The following is a 15,573-nucleotide window of genomic DNA, read 5'->3' as shown; positions in this document are numbered from 1 at the left end:
GCTATAACCTACTAGCGCTGTTACATATTTGGACTTTCACATATTAGGATAGTTAGGCCCATCGCCCCCTTGGGGGGTACACCATGTAATGTTTTCGGCTGGGTCTTTAATATCGCAGGTTTTGCAGTGTAAACAATTTTGGAAATTCACTTGGAACTTGGTTTCACCATCTTGCTCTATCACTTCGTAAACGCCAGCAGGGCAATATCGTTGGGCAGGTTCTGCATAGTTAGGTAAGTTATCTTTAATCGGAATTGCGCTGTCCTGTAAAGATAAATGGCTAGGTTGACTCTCTTCATGGTTAGTGGCGGAGAAAGCCACATTGGTAAGGCGGTCAAAACTTAATAGACCATCTGGTTTGGGGTAATCGATAGGGGAAAACTGCTCTGCAAGCCGCGTGGACTGAGCATCGTTTTTGCCATGTGATAAGGTGCCGAAGAGGGGCTTGCCCAGTAAACTCGCCCACCACATATCCAAGCCTCCCAATACCAATCCTCCCCACAGGCCATATTTCGACCATAAGGGTTTTACATTTCTTGCGGGTTTGAGATCTTGCCCGATAGCACCGTTACGGAGCTCGGTTTCGTATTCGGTTAGCTCATCGCTCTCTCGTCCCGACTGTATGGCTTGAAAGGCGGCTTCAGCAGCGGCTTTACCCGATAACATGGCGTTATGATTACCCTTAATTCTTGGTAGGTTTACTAAGCCTGCAGAGCAGCCTAGTAATGCGCCGCCGGGGAAAACCACTTTAGGGATAGATTGATAACCACCTTCTGAAATAGCGCGGGCACCGTAGGCAACTCGCTTTCCTCCCGTCAAAAGTTCGGCAACGGCAGGGTGATGTTTAAAACGCTGGAACTCTTCATAGGGGGATAAGTAAGGGTTTTGGTAATTAAGATGCACAACAAAGCCAATGAATATCTGGTTGTTTTCTGCATGGTAAATAAAAGAGCCACCGCCCGCATTATTGTTTAAGGGCCAGCCCATGGTGTGAGTGATACGACCTTCGTGGTGTTTTTCTGGACTGATTTCCCATACTTCCTTCATGCCTAAGCCAAACTTTTGTGGCTCGTGGCCTTTGCTTAGGTCATATTTCTTTATTGCTTGCTTAGATAAAGAGCCCCGCACGCCTTCCGCTAGAAAGACGTATTTGCCCCTTAGTTCCATACCAGCTTCGTAGCTATCGCCTTCGCTGCCATCACTATTACGGCCAAACTCTCCTGCCACGACACCGACTAATTTATCCTCTTCGTAGACGAGTTCAGAGCAAGCCATGCCAGCAAATACTTCTACTCCTAATGACTCAGCGTACTCCGCCAACCATCGGCAAACATTGCCCATGGAGACAATATAATTACCGTGATTATTCATACTCTTAGGCATGAGTAGATTAGGCAGTTTGATATGGCGGGATTCCCCAAGCATGAGAAAGTGGTCTTCAGTGACTTGAGTATGTATAGGGCTGTCCATTTCACGCCATTTGGGTAATAAAGCGTCTAACCCTGAAGGGTCTAAAACAGCACCAGAAAGAATATGCGCCCCTATTTCAGAGCCTTTTTCTAATAAAATGACAGATAAGTCTGGATCGAGCTGTTTAAGGCGAATAGCGGCGGAAAGTCCTGCTGGCCCCCCGCCTACAATCACGATGTCGTATTGCATAGATTCACGGTTCATCTCAATTACCTCTTTTAATTATTTAGATCGGCAATGGAATATTCGTGTTTTAAGTATAGGCATTACTTTGGGCTAAGTGTTTTTCAGTGAACTTAGGCTATTCATGCTCGAAAGATGTATCCAACGGAGCTGGGCTAGACATTCAGCTTGTTTGCTACAGATAAAGGGTATTAGGAAGAGGTTGCTTAAAACACAGGTATAAAAAAAGCACTAAGAATGTTCTTAGTGCTTTTAGAAGAAATAAGAGGCTTTGAATTTATAGCCAACCTTTCTCTTTATAGAATGCCGCCGCTGCTGGATGAAGAGGTGCGACAAGAGAGTCTTTTACCATGTCTTGTGGGGTTAAACGCTGGAAAGCTGGGTGCTGTTGTTTGAAGGCTTCAAAGTCGTCAAATACAGATTTCACCAATAAATAGACGGTATCGTATGGAACCTCTGCAGCCGTTACCAAGGTTCCTTTAGAACCAAAACTAGCAACGTCTGAGTTATGGCCGCGATACATGCCGCCCGGGATAACAGCGCTGGAATAAGCTGGGTTGTCGGCTAATACCGCATCTACAGCGTCACCCGCCACAGGCACTATGCTGATATTACAACTAATTGTGGCTTGTTGAGCAGACGCATTAGGCAAACCCGCCGCCCAAAACGCGGCGTCAAACCCATCATTACATAGGGCCTTAGCTTGTTTAGATGAATCCAGTTCACTAACTTTAGCAAAGCTTTGGTTAGTCCAACCTTTCTTCGTCATTAACAATTCCATCAGATTGCGATGACCAGAACCTGAGTTACCAATATTGACGCGCTTACCCGCTAGGTCATCAAAGCTGTTAATACCTGACCCTGAACGAGTCATTAAATGAATAGGCTCTGGGTGTAGTGAAAAGATGCTGCGCAAATTGCCGTAAGCTTTGCCTTCAAACATTTGCGTGCCTTCTACGGCAGCTGCCTGAATGTCAGATTGAATGATGCCAAACTCTATGTCACCTTGACGAATGGTATTGATGTTATCAATAGAGCCGCCACTTTTTTTCGCAGAACAACGGATACCATGGGTACGTCTATCCTGATTGATCATTTTACAAATTGCTGTTCCAGCAGGAAAGTAAACCCCTGTCACACCACCTGTACCGATGGAAATACGTTGTGGGTCAGCGGCTTGAATAGCAGATGAAGAAAAACCGATAAGTGCAGAAAAGAGAGCACCTGCAATTTTGTTCGATGACAGCATGTCTATGGCTCCTACGAAGCGTATTGGTATAGGTTAAAAGGTGAACATCTATAATATTTCACCAGTGTACCACGGGGCTATTTTTATCAAAGTGTGACTTTGTAATTCCCACTATTCAGCAGCCTACGCTGGGGAGGCTTGTAGAAGGAAAATAGCTTTTGCTGACAAGGATAAGGGGAGGTTTCTCGTATTTGAAAAATTAACTGAGAAATTAAAGCTTTCGTCTTGGCATACTGACGGCATATGGATATAATGCGCAACGTTTTCGGGCCTGTAGCTCAGTTGGTTAGAGCATCCGACTCATAATCGGCAGGTCCCCCGTTCAAGTCGGGGCAGGCCCACCATACAAAATAAGCCCTAGCAGGTTAATTCACATGAAGTGACCTGCTAGGGCTTTTTGGTGTCTGTTGTATATTGCCAATTCTTATTTAGGGTAATGGTTTATCTCCCTATCTTCCCCAAGTGGGTATATCTAAACCCATTAGTGTATTTGAGTCCGTAGCCTAAGGCGCGGTCAAAGCCCACGTGAGCCGTCCAAATTAAGCCAATGGATATACTTATTTCATTGTTGAAAATTAAGCCAATGGCTAGGCATATCGCTGGCCCCAGTAAAGAGTGGGTGAGGTTGTATAGCACTGCGCCTGTTTTGTTACTTATTAAATACCCAAGTAAGGTAAAGTCGGGTATTAAAAACAGCCACATAAACAGCAGCCAGTCTGCTGAAAGTTTGAAGTAAACAAGGCATGACAAGAGTAATACGGCTGCCCCTTCAAGGCGTAAAATCCATTTGATATTGCTACTGATTTCAGTCATTTAAAGTTTCCATCCTATGTGTACTGCTGGGAATAAGGTCACGGCTTCGCTTTCGTAACGTTCTCCATCAAGTATGACGTCGTCATATTCAAGGTTCAGGTTGATACCTAGCCAAGGTGTGATGGTGATGTTTTCTGTGTACATGATGCGGTAGCCGAATCTTGGCCCCACTGACACTTGAGTACGAGTGGCGGTTTCACTGGTGGATTTTCGTGTGTAGGTAACGTCCGATGAATTGGCTTCTACACCCACGAACCAGCCATCATAACGGCCAAATAAATAATCCAGCTTTACCCCGAAGCCATCGAATTCCAGATCGTAGTTTTCATCGCTGTTAAAGGCATCCGGTAACTCCATTCCGAATGTGCCTATGTCAAAACGGAAGTTGTCACCTCCAAAGCCAAAATGCACGGAATGCCCCCCAAATAGGTAGGCTGTCGGGTCAATTTCTATATCGAGTGCCGAGGCGTTACTTGCCAAAGTACTTACCATGAGGCCAAAGGCCATTCTCGAGATTGTGTTTTTCATAACTCCTCCTATTGAGTATGGAATAGGTAAAGTTTGGAGGATTTATTAACAAATAAAAAACAGTATATTTTTAACTATTATGAAATTTAATTTGTGATAAGGTTTTCTGTATAGATGGAATGAATCGACATCTAAAACCGCCATTGGAAACCGTTTTTGAAAATAGCCACAGGAGAGCTGGAAATGCGGAACTTAAATAATCTAGCGACCTTTGTTCAGGTGGCAAAGCATGAGAGTGTGACTAAGGCGGCCAGCCGCTTGTATTTAACGCAGCAGGCGGTTTCCCATCAAATCAAAAAGCTTGAAGAAGAACTTGGCGTTGTTCTGTTTAAAAGAGCTAATAGAAAAATTCATCTCACCCCAGAGGGCAGGTCATTACTGGTAACAGCGGAAAAACACCTGTCTGCACTAGAAGAAGAGATGATCAAGGTGAAGGGGCAATCTGGGGCGCTAGTAGGCAGTTTATCCATCGCTTGCACCATGGAATTAGCCACCTTGTTATTAGCCCCAGCCATAGAGAAGTTTAAGAAATCACACCCACAAGTCCACATAGATATCGCTCTCCAAGACGATGCGATAACTGTCAATAATGTGGTAAATGGCAAAACGGATATAGGCATGGTGGTGTTTTCGTCAGGGCATCGTTTATTGGATATCTGCCCTTTTAGAACGGAAGCCTTCATTACGGTGGCAAGTCATCAGTTTATTGCTACACATGGCGCTGTTACTGACTTTGGTCAGGTGGTTGACCTCGATATCATCGATTATCAGATGGATTGCCCATCCATGAAAACTTGGTTAGGCAAGAACGATAAGAAGCAAATTAAACGCCTAGAAGTGAAAACAGCTTCTATTGCAGCTAACGATGATCGCCTCATAAAAGACTTTGTGATGGCTGGACTTGGTATTGCTAATTTACCGCGTATGCTAGTGGAAAAAGAACTCGCCAGCGGTGAAGTAATAGAAATACTACCTAACTCAAAATCTATCTCCGCAGGCATCGACTTAGTCACCATGAAAGATAGGGTGTTACCAGCTCATGTGTCTGCTTTTCTTGAGCATTTAAAAAGTTCTGGCTAGTACTTGGGAAGATAAAAGAAAACCTTTGCTCAAATGTGCTTGAGCAAAGGCTTTTTTGTTTTTCGCTTTTATCTTATGAGCTTAGCTTTTTCTTTCAGAAACTTCGGCTTCGCTTTCAGAAGCTTCGCTATTAGCTTCAGGTGCGTCCTTCTCTGCTACTTGGCGTCTACTTTTCCAGTATTCGCTAAGTGGTGGAATCACCAGTACTAAGACTGCGGTAATCACAATGCCAAGGCTGAGTGGTCTTTCCCAAAGGAATGAGAAGCTACCATCAGAAATGGTTAATGCTCGGCTTAGGTTGTTTTCCATTAAGCCGCCTAAGATGAAGCCCAATAGCATAGGTGCCATCGGAAACTCTAGTAACTTCAAGAAGATAGCAATAACTGTGATGATAGCCATCATGTGGATATCAAAGATGCTCATGATATCAAAGTTGGCCGAATTTACTGCAACACTACAAAAGAGTATTAGGGAAGTGGTAGAGTGAGTATAAAGCTTGGCGACAATGTGTGCTAACCAAACGTATGTAAATCTAACCTAGGGCAATCTAAGGTTAAAGCCGTTAGTTTTCAAAATTCTTGCTCAAATGTCGGAAGTGCAACTGAACTGGGTACACGATGATAAGGGGACAATCATGGCAGTATTTAAGAAAGCTGTTTTTTTAAGTGGCGTTACATTCATATTGACGCTTGCAGGCTGTGCTTCAACCCCACCTCTTATAAGGGCGGTGGAAACGGGTAACCTAGACAGTGTAAATAACTTATTGGCGACAGGCGCCAGCCCCAATACCTTTTACTATTGTCCGGCTCTGTATTATGCGGCGCGTGATGGGTACGATAAAATTGTGGCGAGCTTATTAGAGAAGGGCGGAGACCCTAATGGAGTTTGTAATGGGGGAGTGACGCCGTTACTGATTGCCGTCAAAAACAATGCTGACCCTGAGCTGGTTGAACTTCTGTTAGATTCTGGTGCGGATGTCTTTGCGACGACTAATAATGGCTGGACGGCATTAATGGTAGCATCCCGATATAACGAGCATGATGTGGTTGAACTTCTGTTAGATTCTGGTTCGGATGCTTTTGCGAAAACAGTTTATGGCTGGACGGCATTAATGATCGCATCCCGATATAACGAGCATGATGTGGTTGCGCTTTTGCTTGAGGCTGGAGCTAACTTAGAAGCTGTGAGTGACGATGGGTTTACAGCGCTGCATTTGGCTATAGTGGCTGATAATGCGAGTGTCGTTGAGTTGTTGCTGAGTAAAGGTGCAGATGCCACGACTTTATCCGAAGACAAAAGTATTTATGTACAAGCAAACGATAGGGATAATAAAGCGGTTACCGAGGCCTTTTTAAGAGAGAAAGTTGCGTATTATGTTAGCTTGAATAAAGCATCTGCTGTGGCAAAATTCGTGGCGCCTGCTCGTTCAAATACTGTGCGCTTAGCACAGTTACGTGAGCTCGAAGCAGGCGTGTCCAAACCAATACTGCGTGATAAATATCTTCTCGCTTTATCTAGTGCTCTTAAGCAGCGCAATTTTCAATCTGCACTTGTTTATGCTGAACTTTTAGACGATTTAGGCTTACCTGTGGATGACAGCCTTTACTTCTTCTGGGGAGAAAGTCTGTTAGAAACCAACCAGCCGAGCGAAGCCTTAGAAAAACTGAATAGTTATTTACAGCGTGTTGGCGTGAGCGGTATTTACTACCCGCAAGCCTTAGAAATGATGCTCGATGCAGAACAAATGCTTGATCTGCAGCCAAAGGTAGCTGAGACGCCACTCAAAAAGCAGGAACTTGCCGCACTTGAAGCGACATTACCGCCTTCAATACGGCGTGACAAGTTGATGGCGCAATTGTCACGAGATCTAGAGCAACAGAATTACGAACAGGCTCTGCTGATCTTTCCGAAGCTCGAGCAACTGACGGTTGAAGTTGATCCGTCACTCAAGTTTTTCCATGGTGAGGCCTTACTGGGAACCGGGAATACAAACGAGGCGCTGAGCAAGCTGTACGAGTATGTCAGCGAACAGGGCTCGAATGCCAAGCACTACGCACAGGCTCTCACCCTGATCAATAAGGCCGAATCGCAGTTGTAAGCTGATTTTCACAGAACCTAGCACCTGATGATGCTAAAAATTGCTTGCCTTACACTAAACCTCGCTTTCAGCCACCGCAGCCGAAGGTGATTTAGAAAATCTTTAAACACCTTAGACCGAATGGTGATTTATACTTCCTAAACCCCGTTTAATTAAAATGGCTAACTTAACTTAACTTACGGAGTGAAACAGTGGCATTTTCAGACAAAAACTCGCAAGTAAGCATAGGGATCACAAAAGCAGTTATAAGCGGATTCCTATTTTTTTGTTACGTCACTGCCAACGCTGCAGGGTTATCCCTAGATGAGCTGATGGGCACAACAAGTCCTGAAAACTCAAAAGTGCAAGAAAGTTCACCAGCACTGGCTCCCTCACCTCAGCCAACAAAAGCTGGCTCTTCCATAAAGCAAAACAAAGGTCTGTCGTTAGACGGAATATTTGAAGCGCGCGACAGTTTGTTACTCACACAAAATAAAGCACGCTTGGCGTCGGATGAAAAGCGCCTTAGCAAACGCTGCAGTTGTGTCTCATCTAACTGCTACAATAATTTCAATAATAGTAGTCGGCTTAACCAAGCCAACGTAAAGGAAGCTGCAAAAGATGCCAGCCGCCAGCTCACACAGCAAGTGTCTCAGGTTTGCCAAGCTTGGGCTAACAATCGCTCTCAAGATTACCCTGATTCTGCCGCTGTTGAACGTCAGTTTGAAGTGACGAAAAAGGTGAATACCACGCTCAATAAAATAGATGAAACCGCCAATACGTTATTCGATGAATTGGCAAGCTCAGACAAACAAATCCGCAACCAAATTGCCGCGCAAAAAAGCAAAGCGAGCAGCTTTGATTGGGGTAAAGCGATTGCCATGGGGATGGGTGCGGTTGCAGGTGGAATCGGTAAATTAGACATTGAGAGCCAAACGAAAATACTGCAATCGATTGTAAAAGATAGCTTTGACTCTGGTGGTGGCATGTCAAACTTACAATCAACGGTTGGCAATTTAAATGCTGATTTAGCGGCAATTAACAAGACTACGGCCTCTAACAGCACCTCCGGTAGCTCAAGCAGGAACTCTAATAAGTCATTTGTCATCAATGAACAATACCAGTATTCGTGTCCACATGGAGGCACCCATACGGCGCCTATTCAGTCCTATAGTATGGCATGCGGCAACGCGATGAAACGTTATGCAAAAGTAGCCGGTTGTAATTTGATAGATGAAATGGAAGTCGCACAACAAAGCTATTACAGTGCTTGTTCCTCAGAAATGTACCAATAAAATTTGTCAGCGTTGCGTAGCCTATGAACGCACACACCCACGGAGCAGAAAATGAAAACTTGGCTCTTAATTACGAATGTGTCTGTAACCGAATTGTATGTTCCAATCGACCCATATAAATAAGCCCCTAGTTGGTTAATTCACTTGAACTGAGCTACTAGGGGCTTTTAAATTACCAGATTGTTTATTGCCAGATATTTTATCTTACCTTTAATACGTATCTCTGTGGAACAGAAAGCTAGAGCACTAGCCTTCTGAAATGGCCGTTTCAGGATCTTTTTTCGTTGCTACTTGGCGTCTACTTTTCCAGTACTCGCTAAGTGGTGGAATAACCAGTACTAAGACTGCGGTAATCACAATGCCAAGGCTGAGTGGTCTTTCCCAAAGGAATGAGAAGCTACCATCGGAAATGGTTAGTGCACGACTTAGATTGTTTTCCATTAAGCCGCCTAGAATGAAGCCCAATAGCATAGGTGCCATCGGAAATTCTAGTAACTTCAAGAAAATAGCAATAACCGTGATGATAGCCATCATGTGGATATCAAAGGTGTTAAAGCTGACCAGATATACCCCTGTGATTGAGAAGAACAAAATCAAAGGAATAAGAATCGGGCGAGGAATCACTAATAAACGTGAGATGTACGGGATCAGAGGCAGATTCAAAATCAGCAAAACAAGGTTGCCGAAATACATAGAAATGATCACCGACCAAAATACATCTGGGTTATCAATGAAGAGGCGAGGCCCCGGCTGAATACCGTACGCGATAAGCGCACCAAGCATGATGGCTGTGGTACCAGACCCCGGAATACCTAAGGTTAGTAATGGTACAAAGGAGCCAGTAGATGCGGCATTGTTAGCGGACTCTGGAGCCGCTAAGCCACGCAATGCGCCTTTACCAAACTTCAGTTTTTCTTTGGCAGAGGCAAGGTTACGCTCAAGGCCGTAAGCAAGGAAAGATGCGATAGTTGCACCTGCACCGGGTAGCACGCCGACTATGAAACCAAATACAGAGGAGCGAGCTATGGTTGGAGCAACATGCTTCACTTCTTCTTTGCTTAGCTTCATGCTGCCAAGTTGGCTCATGTCCATTTGCTGTTCTTCTTCGCGGTGCTGACCTTTCAATACCGTCATCACCACTTCTGTTAAGGCAAAGGTCGCCATCGCCAGAAGCAAGAAGCTGATACCATCAATCAGGTCGACACTACCGAAGGTAAAGCGTGTTGTACCCGAGGTAACATCCGTACCCACGGTCGCTATCATCAAACCAAAAATCGTCATGATCAGGGCTTTTATCACCTGACCTTTACCCGAAAAAGCAGCCACGGCGGTTAAGCCTAAAATCATCAGTGCAAAGTAATCACTGGATTGAAAACTTAGGGATACCGACGCCAATGCGGGGGCGGCAAATAGCAAGACAATGGCACCCACAGTACCGCCAGTAAAGGAGGAATAGGCTGCTAAAGCGAGGGCTTTACCCGCTTGTTTTTGCTGCGCTAATGGGTAGCCATCAAAAGAGGTAACAACTGTACTGGCACAACCTGGGGCGTTGATCAAAATAGAAGAAGTGGAGCCGCCGAATACCGCGCCATAGTAAACCCCTGCCATTAAAATGATGCCTGAAGAAGGGTCTAGTCCATAGGTAATAGGGATCATCAAAGCCACGGCTGAAATAGGGCCAAGGCCGGGTAACATGCCGATAAAGGTGCCGGCAAAACAGCCCACTACGACCATCATTAGGTTAAAGGGCATTACTGCTGTGGTTAGCCCTGTCATAATTCCGTCTAACATGGGATTAACCTCCAAATATTTGGCTAATGAGTTGACCCGGTGCCAGATAAATATCTAGTAATTGAGTCAGAGAAAACCAAATGCCAACAGCAAAGGGAACGGATGCGACCAGTAGGGTTTTAACTTTTCTTACCCCAAGTAACCAATATCCTCCGATGAGGAAAATAACGGTGGCAAGTAAGAAGCCAACCCACTCTAAGGCCAAGCCGAATAGCACAACCAGCACCAGTAATTTTGCTACCAGAGCAAAGTCATAACCTGTTAATGACAGGCCATTTTTACCGTCTCGGTCAGCGGTAAGCAATAAAAGGATGGAAAGAAACCCTCCCATTGCAGCTAAAAAATTAGGAACAGTTTGGGCATGGAAAGGTTCATACTCGTCGCCAGGAAGCAACAGAATGTCGCCTGCATAATGTCCATAGGCGGCAGATAAACCAAGAAATACCAAGCCTCCAATATGATCTTTACTAAGCGTCATGGAGTCCTCCTGACAAGGCGTTATTTGCCATGCCATATTTTCTTTTAAAGGTTGGATTAAAAAATTCGAAGCCTGTAAGCAGCGGGCGCCATGGCAGGCTTCGATAAAGACTTCTAGTGAGGATTACCCACTAGAAGATTGCGTGTTTCACCTAGGTTATCGGGTGGCGATAAAGTCGGTGTTCTAGTTAACGAAGGAATCCTAGTTCACGCATTAGGGCGCCCACTTCTTTTTCTTGCTCTTCTAAGAAGGTGACAAATTGAGCATCAGGCTTGAAGATTTCAGTCCAGCCGTTACGAGCACGCACGTTTTCCCATGCATCTGTGTCGTACATTTTTTCCAAAGCTTCGATGAACTCGGCTTTTTGTGCATCAGAAATGCCCGGCGCTCCGAAGAAACCGCGCCAGTTTACAAATTCTGCATCGTAGCCAAGCTCTTTAAGGGTAGGGACTTCTGGTGCTGCTTCGTTACGCTCGCTGCCTGTCATGACTAGGATGCGCACTTCACCAGCTTCAGCTAATGCTAGGCCTTCTGAGAAGCCAGTAGACAGTAGATGTGTTTCGCCAGACAGTAGGCCAGCCATTGCTTTGCCGCCAGCGTCATAAGCAACGTAACGTACTTTACGAGCATCACCACCTGCGGCTTTAAATGCCATCGCCGCGACCAAATGGTCCATGCTGCCACGTGCTGAGCCACCCGCGATTTTTACTGAGCGAGGATTCTTGTTGAAGTCTTCAACCACTTCTTTAAAACTGGTGTATTTAGAATCTTTTCTGACAATAAAAGCACCAAAGTCACCAATGGTTGCGGCAACTGGTGTTAGGTCTCGGAAAGATTGTGGAAATACTTTAGAGAGTGAGCGAATAACGATAGGTGTGGAGTTCACCATCAAGGTGTCTTGCTTTTGATTCGCTGTCTCGATGAGATGAGCAATGGCTTTACCGCCACCGCCGCCAGACATATTCTCATAGGAAATTGTGTCTACTAGACCAGATTTAGATAGGGCTTCACCTGTACCGCGTGCTGTACCGTCCCAGCCACCGCCTGCACCACCGGGGATAAGAAAGTGCACACTGTCTAGTGCTTGAACATGGAAAGAAGCGCCCGCAGTAAGACAGGTTGTTAATACCGCTGTCACTAGGCTATTTTTTACTTTTAGTTTGCGTAGCATCACAATTACCTCGTAGTTATTTTTTTATGGTGAGGGAAATGTAGCGCAATCGTGATTCAGTAGAAGTTTGTGAATTTAATGGTTTTTTTGAATATAAAAACTATTTTGTTCATATTGTTTACGGGTGTTTTTTGATCAAATTCGATAGGATCAAAGTCACACAATTTTAATAATAAAAACTGTTTGAGAATGAGTATGAAACAATTTCGCCGATTAAAACTGAAGGGACGTATGATCCTAATATTAGGTTTGATGGCGCTCATACAAACAGGTTTTATTGGTGCCTTTGCTGTGCACTATCTACATCAATCCTTAGAAGAGCAGATCGGTCAAAAAGCCCTAGATGTCGCCAAGACGATTGCTGCGACACCACAAATCGTTACTGCGGTTGAGCAGGGGGATAGCGAGTATTTACAGCCTATTAGTTTGAACTTAGCCCGTGAGACCCAAGCCCGCTTTGTGGTGATAGGTGACCGAGAAGGCATCAGGCTAGCTCACCCCAACCCTAATAGAATTGGTCATTCCATGTCTGATGATGAAGGGGATGACAACTCCACTGTGCTAGTGGATGGACAAGCTTACCTTTCCAAAGCATTGGGTAGCTTGGGGTGGTCTATGCGAGGCAAGGCACCTATTTTTTCATCCGAAGGGGACCGTATTGTTGGTTTGGTTTCCGTTGGTTATCACCTAGAACAAGTGGATAAGGTGACATTTCATTATCAAGTGACCCTGATTGCTGTCATTGTTATTACTTTCTTGTTAAGTGTTTTTACGGCGGTTTGGTTTGCTAACCATTTCAAACGGGCGATTTTCGGCCTTGAGCCTGAGCAGATTGGCCGCTTGTTTGAAGAGCAAAAAGCCACCTTGGAATCCGTGCGGGAAGGCATTATTGCCATTAATAATGAGGGGCGTATTACCACCATTAACCGCACCGCTATTGATACGTTAGGCTTACCTCAAGGCCATTCTCTAGTCGGTCAACATATTTCAGACGTCTTGCCAGATAGCGCCATGATGAAGGTGCTAGAAACGGGCGTTCCTCAGTTTGACGAAGAAGTATGGCGTGAAGGCCATAGTATTATTGCCAACCGTTTACCCCTAAAACAGGGGGATAAAATTACGGGTGTGGTATCGAGTTTTCGGCGTAAAGACGAAGTGGCTATGGTCAGTAAAAAACTGACTCGTATCCAACAGTATGCTGATAGCTTACGCAGCCAATCCCATGAATATTCGAATAAACTGCATACTATTGCTGGCCTCATTCAGATCGGCGCCCACGACCAAGCCTTGGCATTAATTGGCCAAGAAACCCAGAGTCATCAAGAGCTGATTAAGCTTTTGTTGGATGCAGTGCCAGATCCTATTCTCGCTGGCTGCTTATTAGGTAAATACAATCGTGCCCGTGAAATGGGGATGCTGTTGGTGATCGACCAAGACAGCCACATGAAAGAAATTCCAGAGAAATTACCCCGAGAAAACCTCGTTAGCATTATTGGCAATTTAATCGACAACGCTTTGGAAGCGACCCGAGTTCATACCGGCAGTGGTGGGGAAGTGAAGTTGTCGATGACGGATCTGGGTAACGATTTAATATTTGAAATTGAAGATCAGGGGCCGGGTATTTCCCCTGAACAAGAAGCACAAATTTTCGAGAAAGGCTTTTCTAGCAAGGAAGCGGAAGGTCACGGTTATGGATTACATTTAGTGAAAAGCCTATTAGAGAAATTAGGCGGGACAGTCATGATAGAAGCAACCGGAGACTCTGGTAGCCGCTTTATCGTTTACATCCCAAAAGACTAATCACTCACTAAAAAGTATAAAAAAATGAGTAATATTCGAGTTGTTATTGCAGAAGACGATCTGCAAATAGCCGAAATACAGAAACGTTTTTTAGAGCGTATCGACGGCTATGAATTGGTTGGTATGGCCCATGGCCTGCAAGAAGCGGAAGATCTGGTGGAAGTATTGCAGCCAGAATTGGTGCTCTTGGATGTTCAGTTCCCCACCGGTACAGGGTTGGAACTACTGCGTAAACTGCGCTCTTGTAACAGCGCCGTGGATGTTATTTTGATTACCGCCGCCAAGGAAGTGGAAACCCTGCGGGAAGCTTTGCATGGTGGAGTATTCGATTACATTTTAAAGCCTTTGGTATTCGAGCGTTTACAAGAAGCTTTGCATAACTACCAACAACATCTACAAAAATTGCTGGCGATGCAGCAACTGGCCCAAACCGATGTGGATATTGTTTTGCCTCGTCATCAAGGCAGTCAGGCGGCTCCTACGGAGACTCGTTTACCCAAAGGGGTCGATTGCCTAACCCTAGATAAGGTGAAGTCTGTCTTTGCCGAGGCGGAAGGCTCTTTAAGTGCCGAAGATGTTGGCGAGATGATAGGCGCAAGTCGCACTACCGCCAGACGCTATTTAGAATATTTGGTGAGTACCAATGAAGTGACTGCTGAAGTGTCCTATGGCACCGTTGGCCGCCCAGAGAGGCGTTACTGTAGCCGTTAGTTTGATGTCTTTAATTCTAAATAATGATAAAAAGCGCCCCTGAGTGCTAGGTCATTCAGGGGCGTTTCTTTTTGTCAGTTAGTAATAGACTTAGAGGGAAAGTGGTTTACTCAGTTCTTCCATCACGCTGACGAGTCTTTCACATTGGCTTGCATCCAAAGCGGCCTGATGGGGCTCGGAAAATTGCCCAATGTCATTATCAAAATATAAGCCTGACGCTTCTTTGAAACTGTCGTCCAAACTGGCTTTTATCAAGATGTTAGCGCCGATGCTCAGGTCTTTGCCTTCCATTCCGAAACCTTCTTTTACCATCTTGCTGGCCAATAAAGAGCCCGGGTTGACGGCAATGACAATAGACGAACTATCATCTAAAACTTTTGATAAATGACGAGTCCACATGGTAATGGCTAACTTACTTTGAGCATAAGCACTCAGCTGATTATCAATTGGGTAGTCACCATTCAATGCTTTGAAATCCACAGGTGCTTGGGCTGCTGAAGATAAGTTAACTACTCTTCCAGTTGATGGCATCAGCGGCATCAGATGTTTGGTCAACAAATAGGGCGCAATGGTGTTAACTACGAAGCGAACGTCGAGGTTGTTTTCGACTACTGGGGCATTCGTTTTGTAGACACCTGCGTTGTTAATAATGACATCCAAGTGCGCAACGCTCGCTGTGATCTCTTGTATTAAGCCTCTAACCTCAGACAGATTGGATAAGTCAGCTTGGAAAGAGGTAACGCTGCCTTTATCAAGGGCAATAAGCTTATCTTTAACCGCTTCAAGTTTTTTGGCATTACGGCCATGGATGAGTACATGGTGCCCTTGGGTGACTAACTTTTCAGCAGTGAGCAGACCAATGCCATCGGTCGCCCCTGTTATCAGTATGTGTTTTGACATGTCTTGTGATCCTTCTTAATTAGTCTT

General features: G+C 44.9%; 14 protein-coding genes and 1 tRNA gene. 6 read left to right on the top strand and 9 right to left on the bottom strand.

The genetic code is table 11. The annotated features are described in order from the left end of the window. Positions 1-36: 36 nt before the first annotated feature. Both OFY17_RS11825 and OFY17_RS11820 read right to left on the bottom strand, forming a co-directional pair. The gene (locus OFY17_RS11825; RefSeq protein ID WP_263530939.1) at positions 37-1,674 is read right to left on the bottom strand and encodes an electron transfer flavoprotein-ubiquinone oxidoreductase; all 1,638 of its coding nucleotides are present in this window, start codon (positions 1,672-1,674) and stop codon (positions 37-39) included. 256 nt (positions 1,675-1,930) lie between these two features. Further along, positions 1,931-2,902, bottom strand: a complete 972-nt coding sequence (locus OFY17_RS11820; RefSeq protein WP_263530938.1) for a TAXI family TRAP transporter solute-binding subunit — start codon at positions 2,900-2,902, stop codon at positions 1,931-1,933. Between the two features lie 267 nt (positions 2,903-3,169). Between OFY17_RS11820 and OFY17_RS11815 the strand changes: the two genes are divergently transcribed. Beyond that, positions 3,170-3,246 (top strand) — tRNA-Ile (locus OFY17_RS11815). Positions 3,247-3,343: 97 nt separating this feature from the next. Here the strand turns inward: OFY17_RS11815 and OFY17_RS11810 are convergent. Further along, the gene (locus OFY17_RS11810) at positions 3,344-3,715 is read right to left on the bottom strand and encodes a DUF4260 domain-containing protein (RefSeq protein WP_263530937.1); all 372 of its coding nucleotides are present in this window, start codon (positions 3,713-3,715) and stop codon (positions 3,344-3,346) included. Next, positions 3,716-4,243, bottom strand: a complete 528-nt coding sequence (locus tag OFY17_RS11805; protein WP_263530936.1) for a hypothetical protein — start codon at positions 4,241-4,243, stop codon at positions 3,716-3,718. It abuts the gene before it with no gap. Positions 4,244-4,426: 183 nt separating this feature from the next. On the opposite strand from OFY17_RS11805, the gene OFY17_RS11800 reads away from it, so the two are divergent. Beyond that, a complete protein-coding gene (locus OFY17_RS11800) occupies positions 4,427-5,323 on the top strand; it encodes a LysR family transcriptional regulator (RefSeq protein WP_263530935.1) in 897 nt (298 codons plus the stop codon). 81 nt (positions 5,324-5,404) lie between these two features. Here the strand turns inward: OFY17_RS11800 and OFY17_RS11795 are convergent, their stop codons facing one another. After that, positions 5,405-5,746: a hypothetical protein gene (locus tag OFY17_RS11795; RefSeq protein WP_263530934.1), complete on the bottom strand. Its 342-nt coding sequence runs from the start codon at positions 5,744-5,746 to the stop codon at positions 5,405-5,407. A 211-nt stretch (positions 5,747-5,957) separates the two neighbouring features. On the opposite strand from OFY17_RS11795, the gene OFY17_RS11790 reads away from it, so the two are divergent. Then, a complete protein-coding gene (locus OFY17_RS11790; protein WP_263530933.1) occupies positions 5,958-7,421 on the top strand; it encodes an ankyrin repeat domain-containing protein in 1,464 nt (487 codons plus the stop codon). A gap of 191 nt (positions 7,422-7,612) precedes the next feature. After that, entirely contained in the window at positions 7,613-8,695 is a 1,083-nt protein-coding gene (locus OFY17_RS11785) for a hypothetical protein (RefSeq protein ID WP_263530932.1), read from the top strand. A gap of 246 nt (positions 8,696-8,941) precedes the next feature. Here the strand turns inward: OFY17_RS11785 and OFY17_RS11780 are convergent, their stop codons facing one another. The 3 genes from OFY17_RS11780 to OFY17_RS11770 all read right to left on the bottom strand — a co-directional run bounded on the left by OFY17_RS11780 (position 8,942) and on the right by OFY17_RS11770 (position 12,135). After that, complete coding sequence (locus OFY17_RS11780) at positions 8,942-10,486, bottom strand: tripartite tricarboxylate transporter permease (RefSeq protein ID WP_263530931.1); 1,545 nt, start codon at positions 10,484-10,486, stop codon at positions 8,942-8,944. A gap of 4 nt (positions 10,487-10,490) precedes the next feature. Beyond that, the gene (locus OFY17_RS11775) at positions 10,491-10,964 is read right to left on the bottom strand and encodes a tripartite tricarboxylate transporter TctB family protein (RefSeq protein WP_263530930.1); all 474 of its coding nucleotides are present in this window, start codon (positions 10,962-10,964) and stop codon (positions 10,491-10,493) included. A 187-nt stretch (positions 10,965-11,151) separates the two neighbouring features. Further along, positions 11,152-12,135, bottom strand: a complete 984-nt coding sequence (locus OFY17_RS11770) for a tripartite tricarboxylate transporter substrate binding protein (RefSeq protein ID WP_263530929.1) — start codon at positions 12,133-12,135, stop codon at positions 11,152-11,154. 195 nt (positions 12,136-12,330) lie between these two features. Between OFY17_RS11770 and OFY17_RS11765 the strand changes: the two genes are divergently transcribed. Continuing rightward, complete coding sequence (locus OFY17_RS11765; protein WP_263530928.1) at positions 12,331-13,935, top strand: ATP-binding protein; 1,605 nt, start codon at positions 12,331-12,333, stop codon at positions 13,933-13,935. Positions 13,936-13,959: 24 nt separating this feature from the next. Beyond that, positions 13,960-14,646: a response regulator gene (locus OFY17_RS11760; RefSeq protein ID WP_263530927.1), complete on the top strand. Its 687-nt coding sequence runs from the start codon at positions 13,960-13,962 to the stop codon at positions 14,644-14,646. Between the two features lie 90 nt (positions 14,647-14,736). On the opposite strand, the gene OFY17_RS11755 is transcribed toward OFY17_RS11760, so the two are convergent. Continuing rightward, complete coding sequence (locus tag OFY17_RS11755; protein ID WP_263530926.1) at positions 14,737-15,546, bottom strand: SDR family NAD(P)-dependent oxidoreductase; 810 nt, start codon at positions 15,544-15,546, stop codon at positions 14,737-14,739. Positions 15,547-15,573: the final 27 nt, after the last annotated feature.

It is taken from the genome of Marinomonas sargassi (genome assembly GCF_025716875.1).
GTDB lineage: Bacteria > Pseudomonadota > Gammaproteobacteria > Pseudomonadales > Marinomonadaceae > Marinomonas > Marinomonas sargassi.
The sequence above is the reverse complement of the archived record's forward strand: the minus strand, read 5'-3'. Positions and strand labels throughout refer to the sequence as shown.

Excerpts from the sequence above, each read along its gene's own strand:
- OFY17_RS11765 (WP_263530928.1), top strand. The coding sequence starts at position 12,331 with ATGAAACAATTTCGCCGATTAAAACTGAAGGGACGTATGATCCTAATA.
- OFY17_RS11805 (WP_263530936.1), bottom strand. The coding sequence starts at position 4,243 with ATGAAAAACACAATCTCGAGAATGGCCTTTGGCCTCATGGTAAGTACT.
- OFY17_RS11795 (WP_263530934.1), bottom strand. The coding sequence starts at position 5,746 with ATGAGCATCTTTGATATCCACATGATGGCTATCATCACAGTTATTGCT.
- OFY17_RS11780 (WP_263530931.1), bottom strand. The coding sequence starts at position 10,486 with ATGTTAGACGGAATTATGACAGGGCTAACCACAGCAGTAATGCCCTTT.
- OFY17_RS11770 (WP_263530929.1), bottom strand. The coding sequence starts at position 12,135 with ATGCTACGCAAACTAAAAGTAAAAAATAGCCTAGTGACAGCGGTATTA.
- OFY17_RS11800 (WP_263530935.1), top strand. The coding sequence starts at position 4,427 with ATGCGGAACTTAAATAATCTAGCGACCTTTGTTCAGGTGGCAAAGCAT.
- OFY17_RS11760 (WP_263530927.1), top strand. The coding sequence starts at position 13,960 with ATGAGTAATATTCGAGTTGTTATTGCAGAAGACGATCTGCAAATAGCC.
- OFY17_RS11810 (WP_263530937.1), bottom strand. The coding sequence starts at position 3,715 with ATGACTGAAATCAGTAGCAATATCAAATGGATTTTACGCCTTGAAGGG.
- OFY17_RS11825 (WP_263530939.1), bottom strand. The coding sequence starts at position 1,674 with ATGAACCGTGAATCTATGCAATACGACATCGTGATTGTAGGCGGGGGG.
- OFY17_RS11790 (WP_263530933.1), top strand. The coding sequence starts at position 5,958 with ATGGCAGTATTTAAGAAAGCTGTTTTTTTAAGTGGCGTTACATTCATA.
- OFY17_RS11820 (WP_263530938.1), bottom strand. The coding sequence starts at position 2,902 with ATGCTGTCATCGAACAAAATTGCAGGTGCTCTCTTTTCTGCACTTATC.
- OFY17_RS11775 (WP_263530930.1), bottom strand. The coding sequence starts at position 10,964 with ATGACGCTTAGTAAAGATCATATTGGAGGCTTGGTATTTCTTGGTTTA.
- OFY17_RS11755 (WP_263530926.1), bottom strand. The coding sequence starts at position 15,546 with ATGTCAAAACACATACTGATAACAGGGGCGACCGATGGCATTGGTCTG.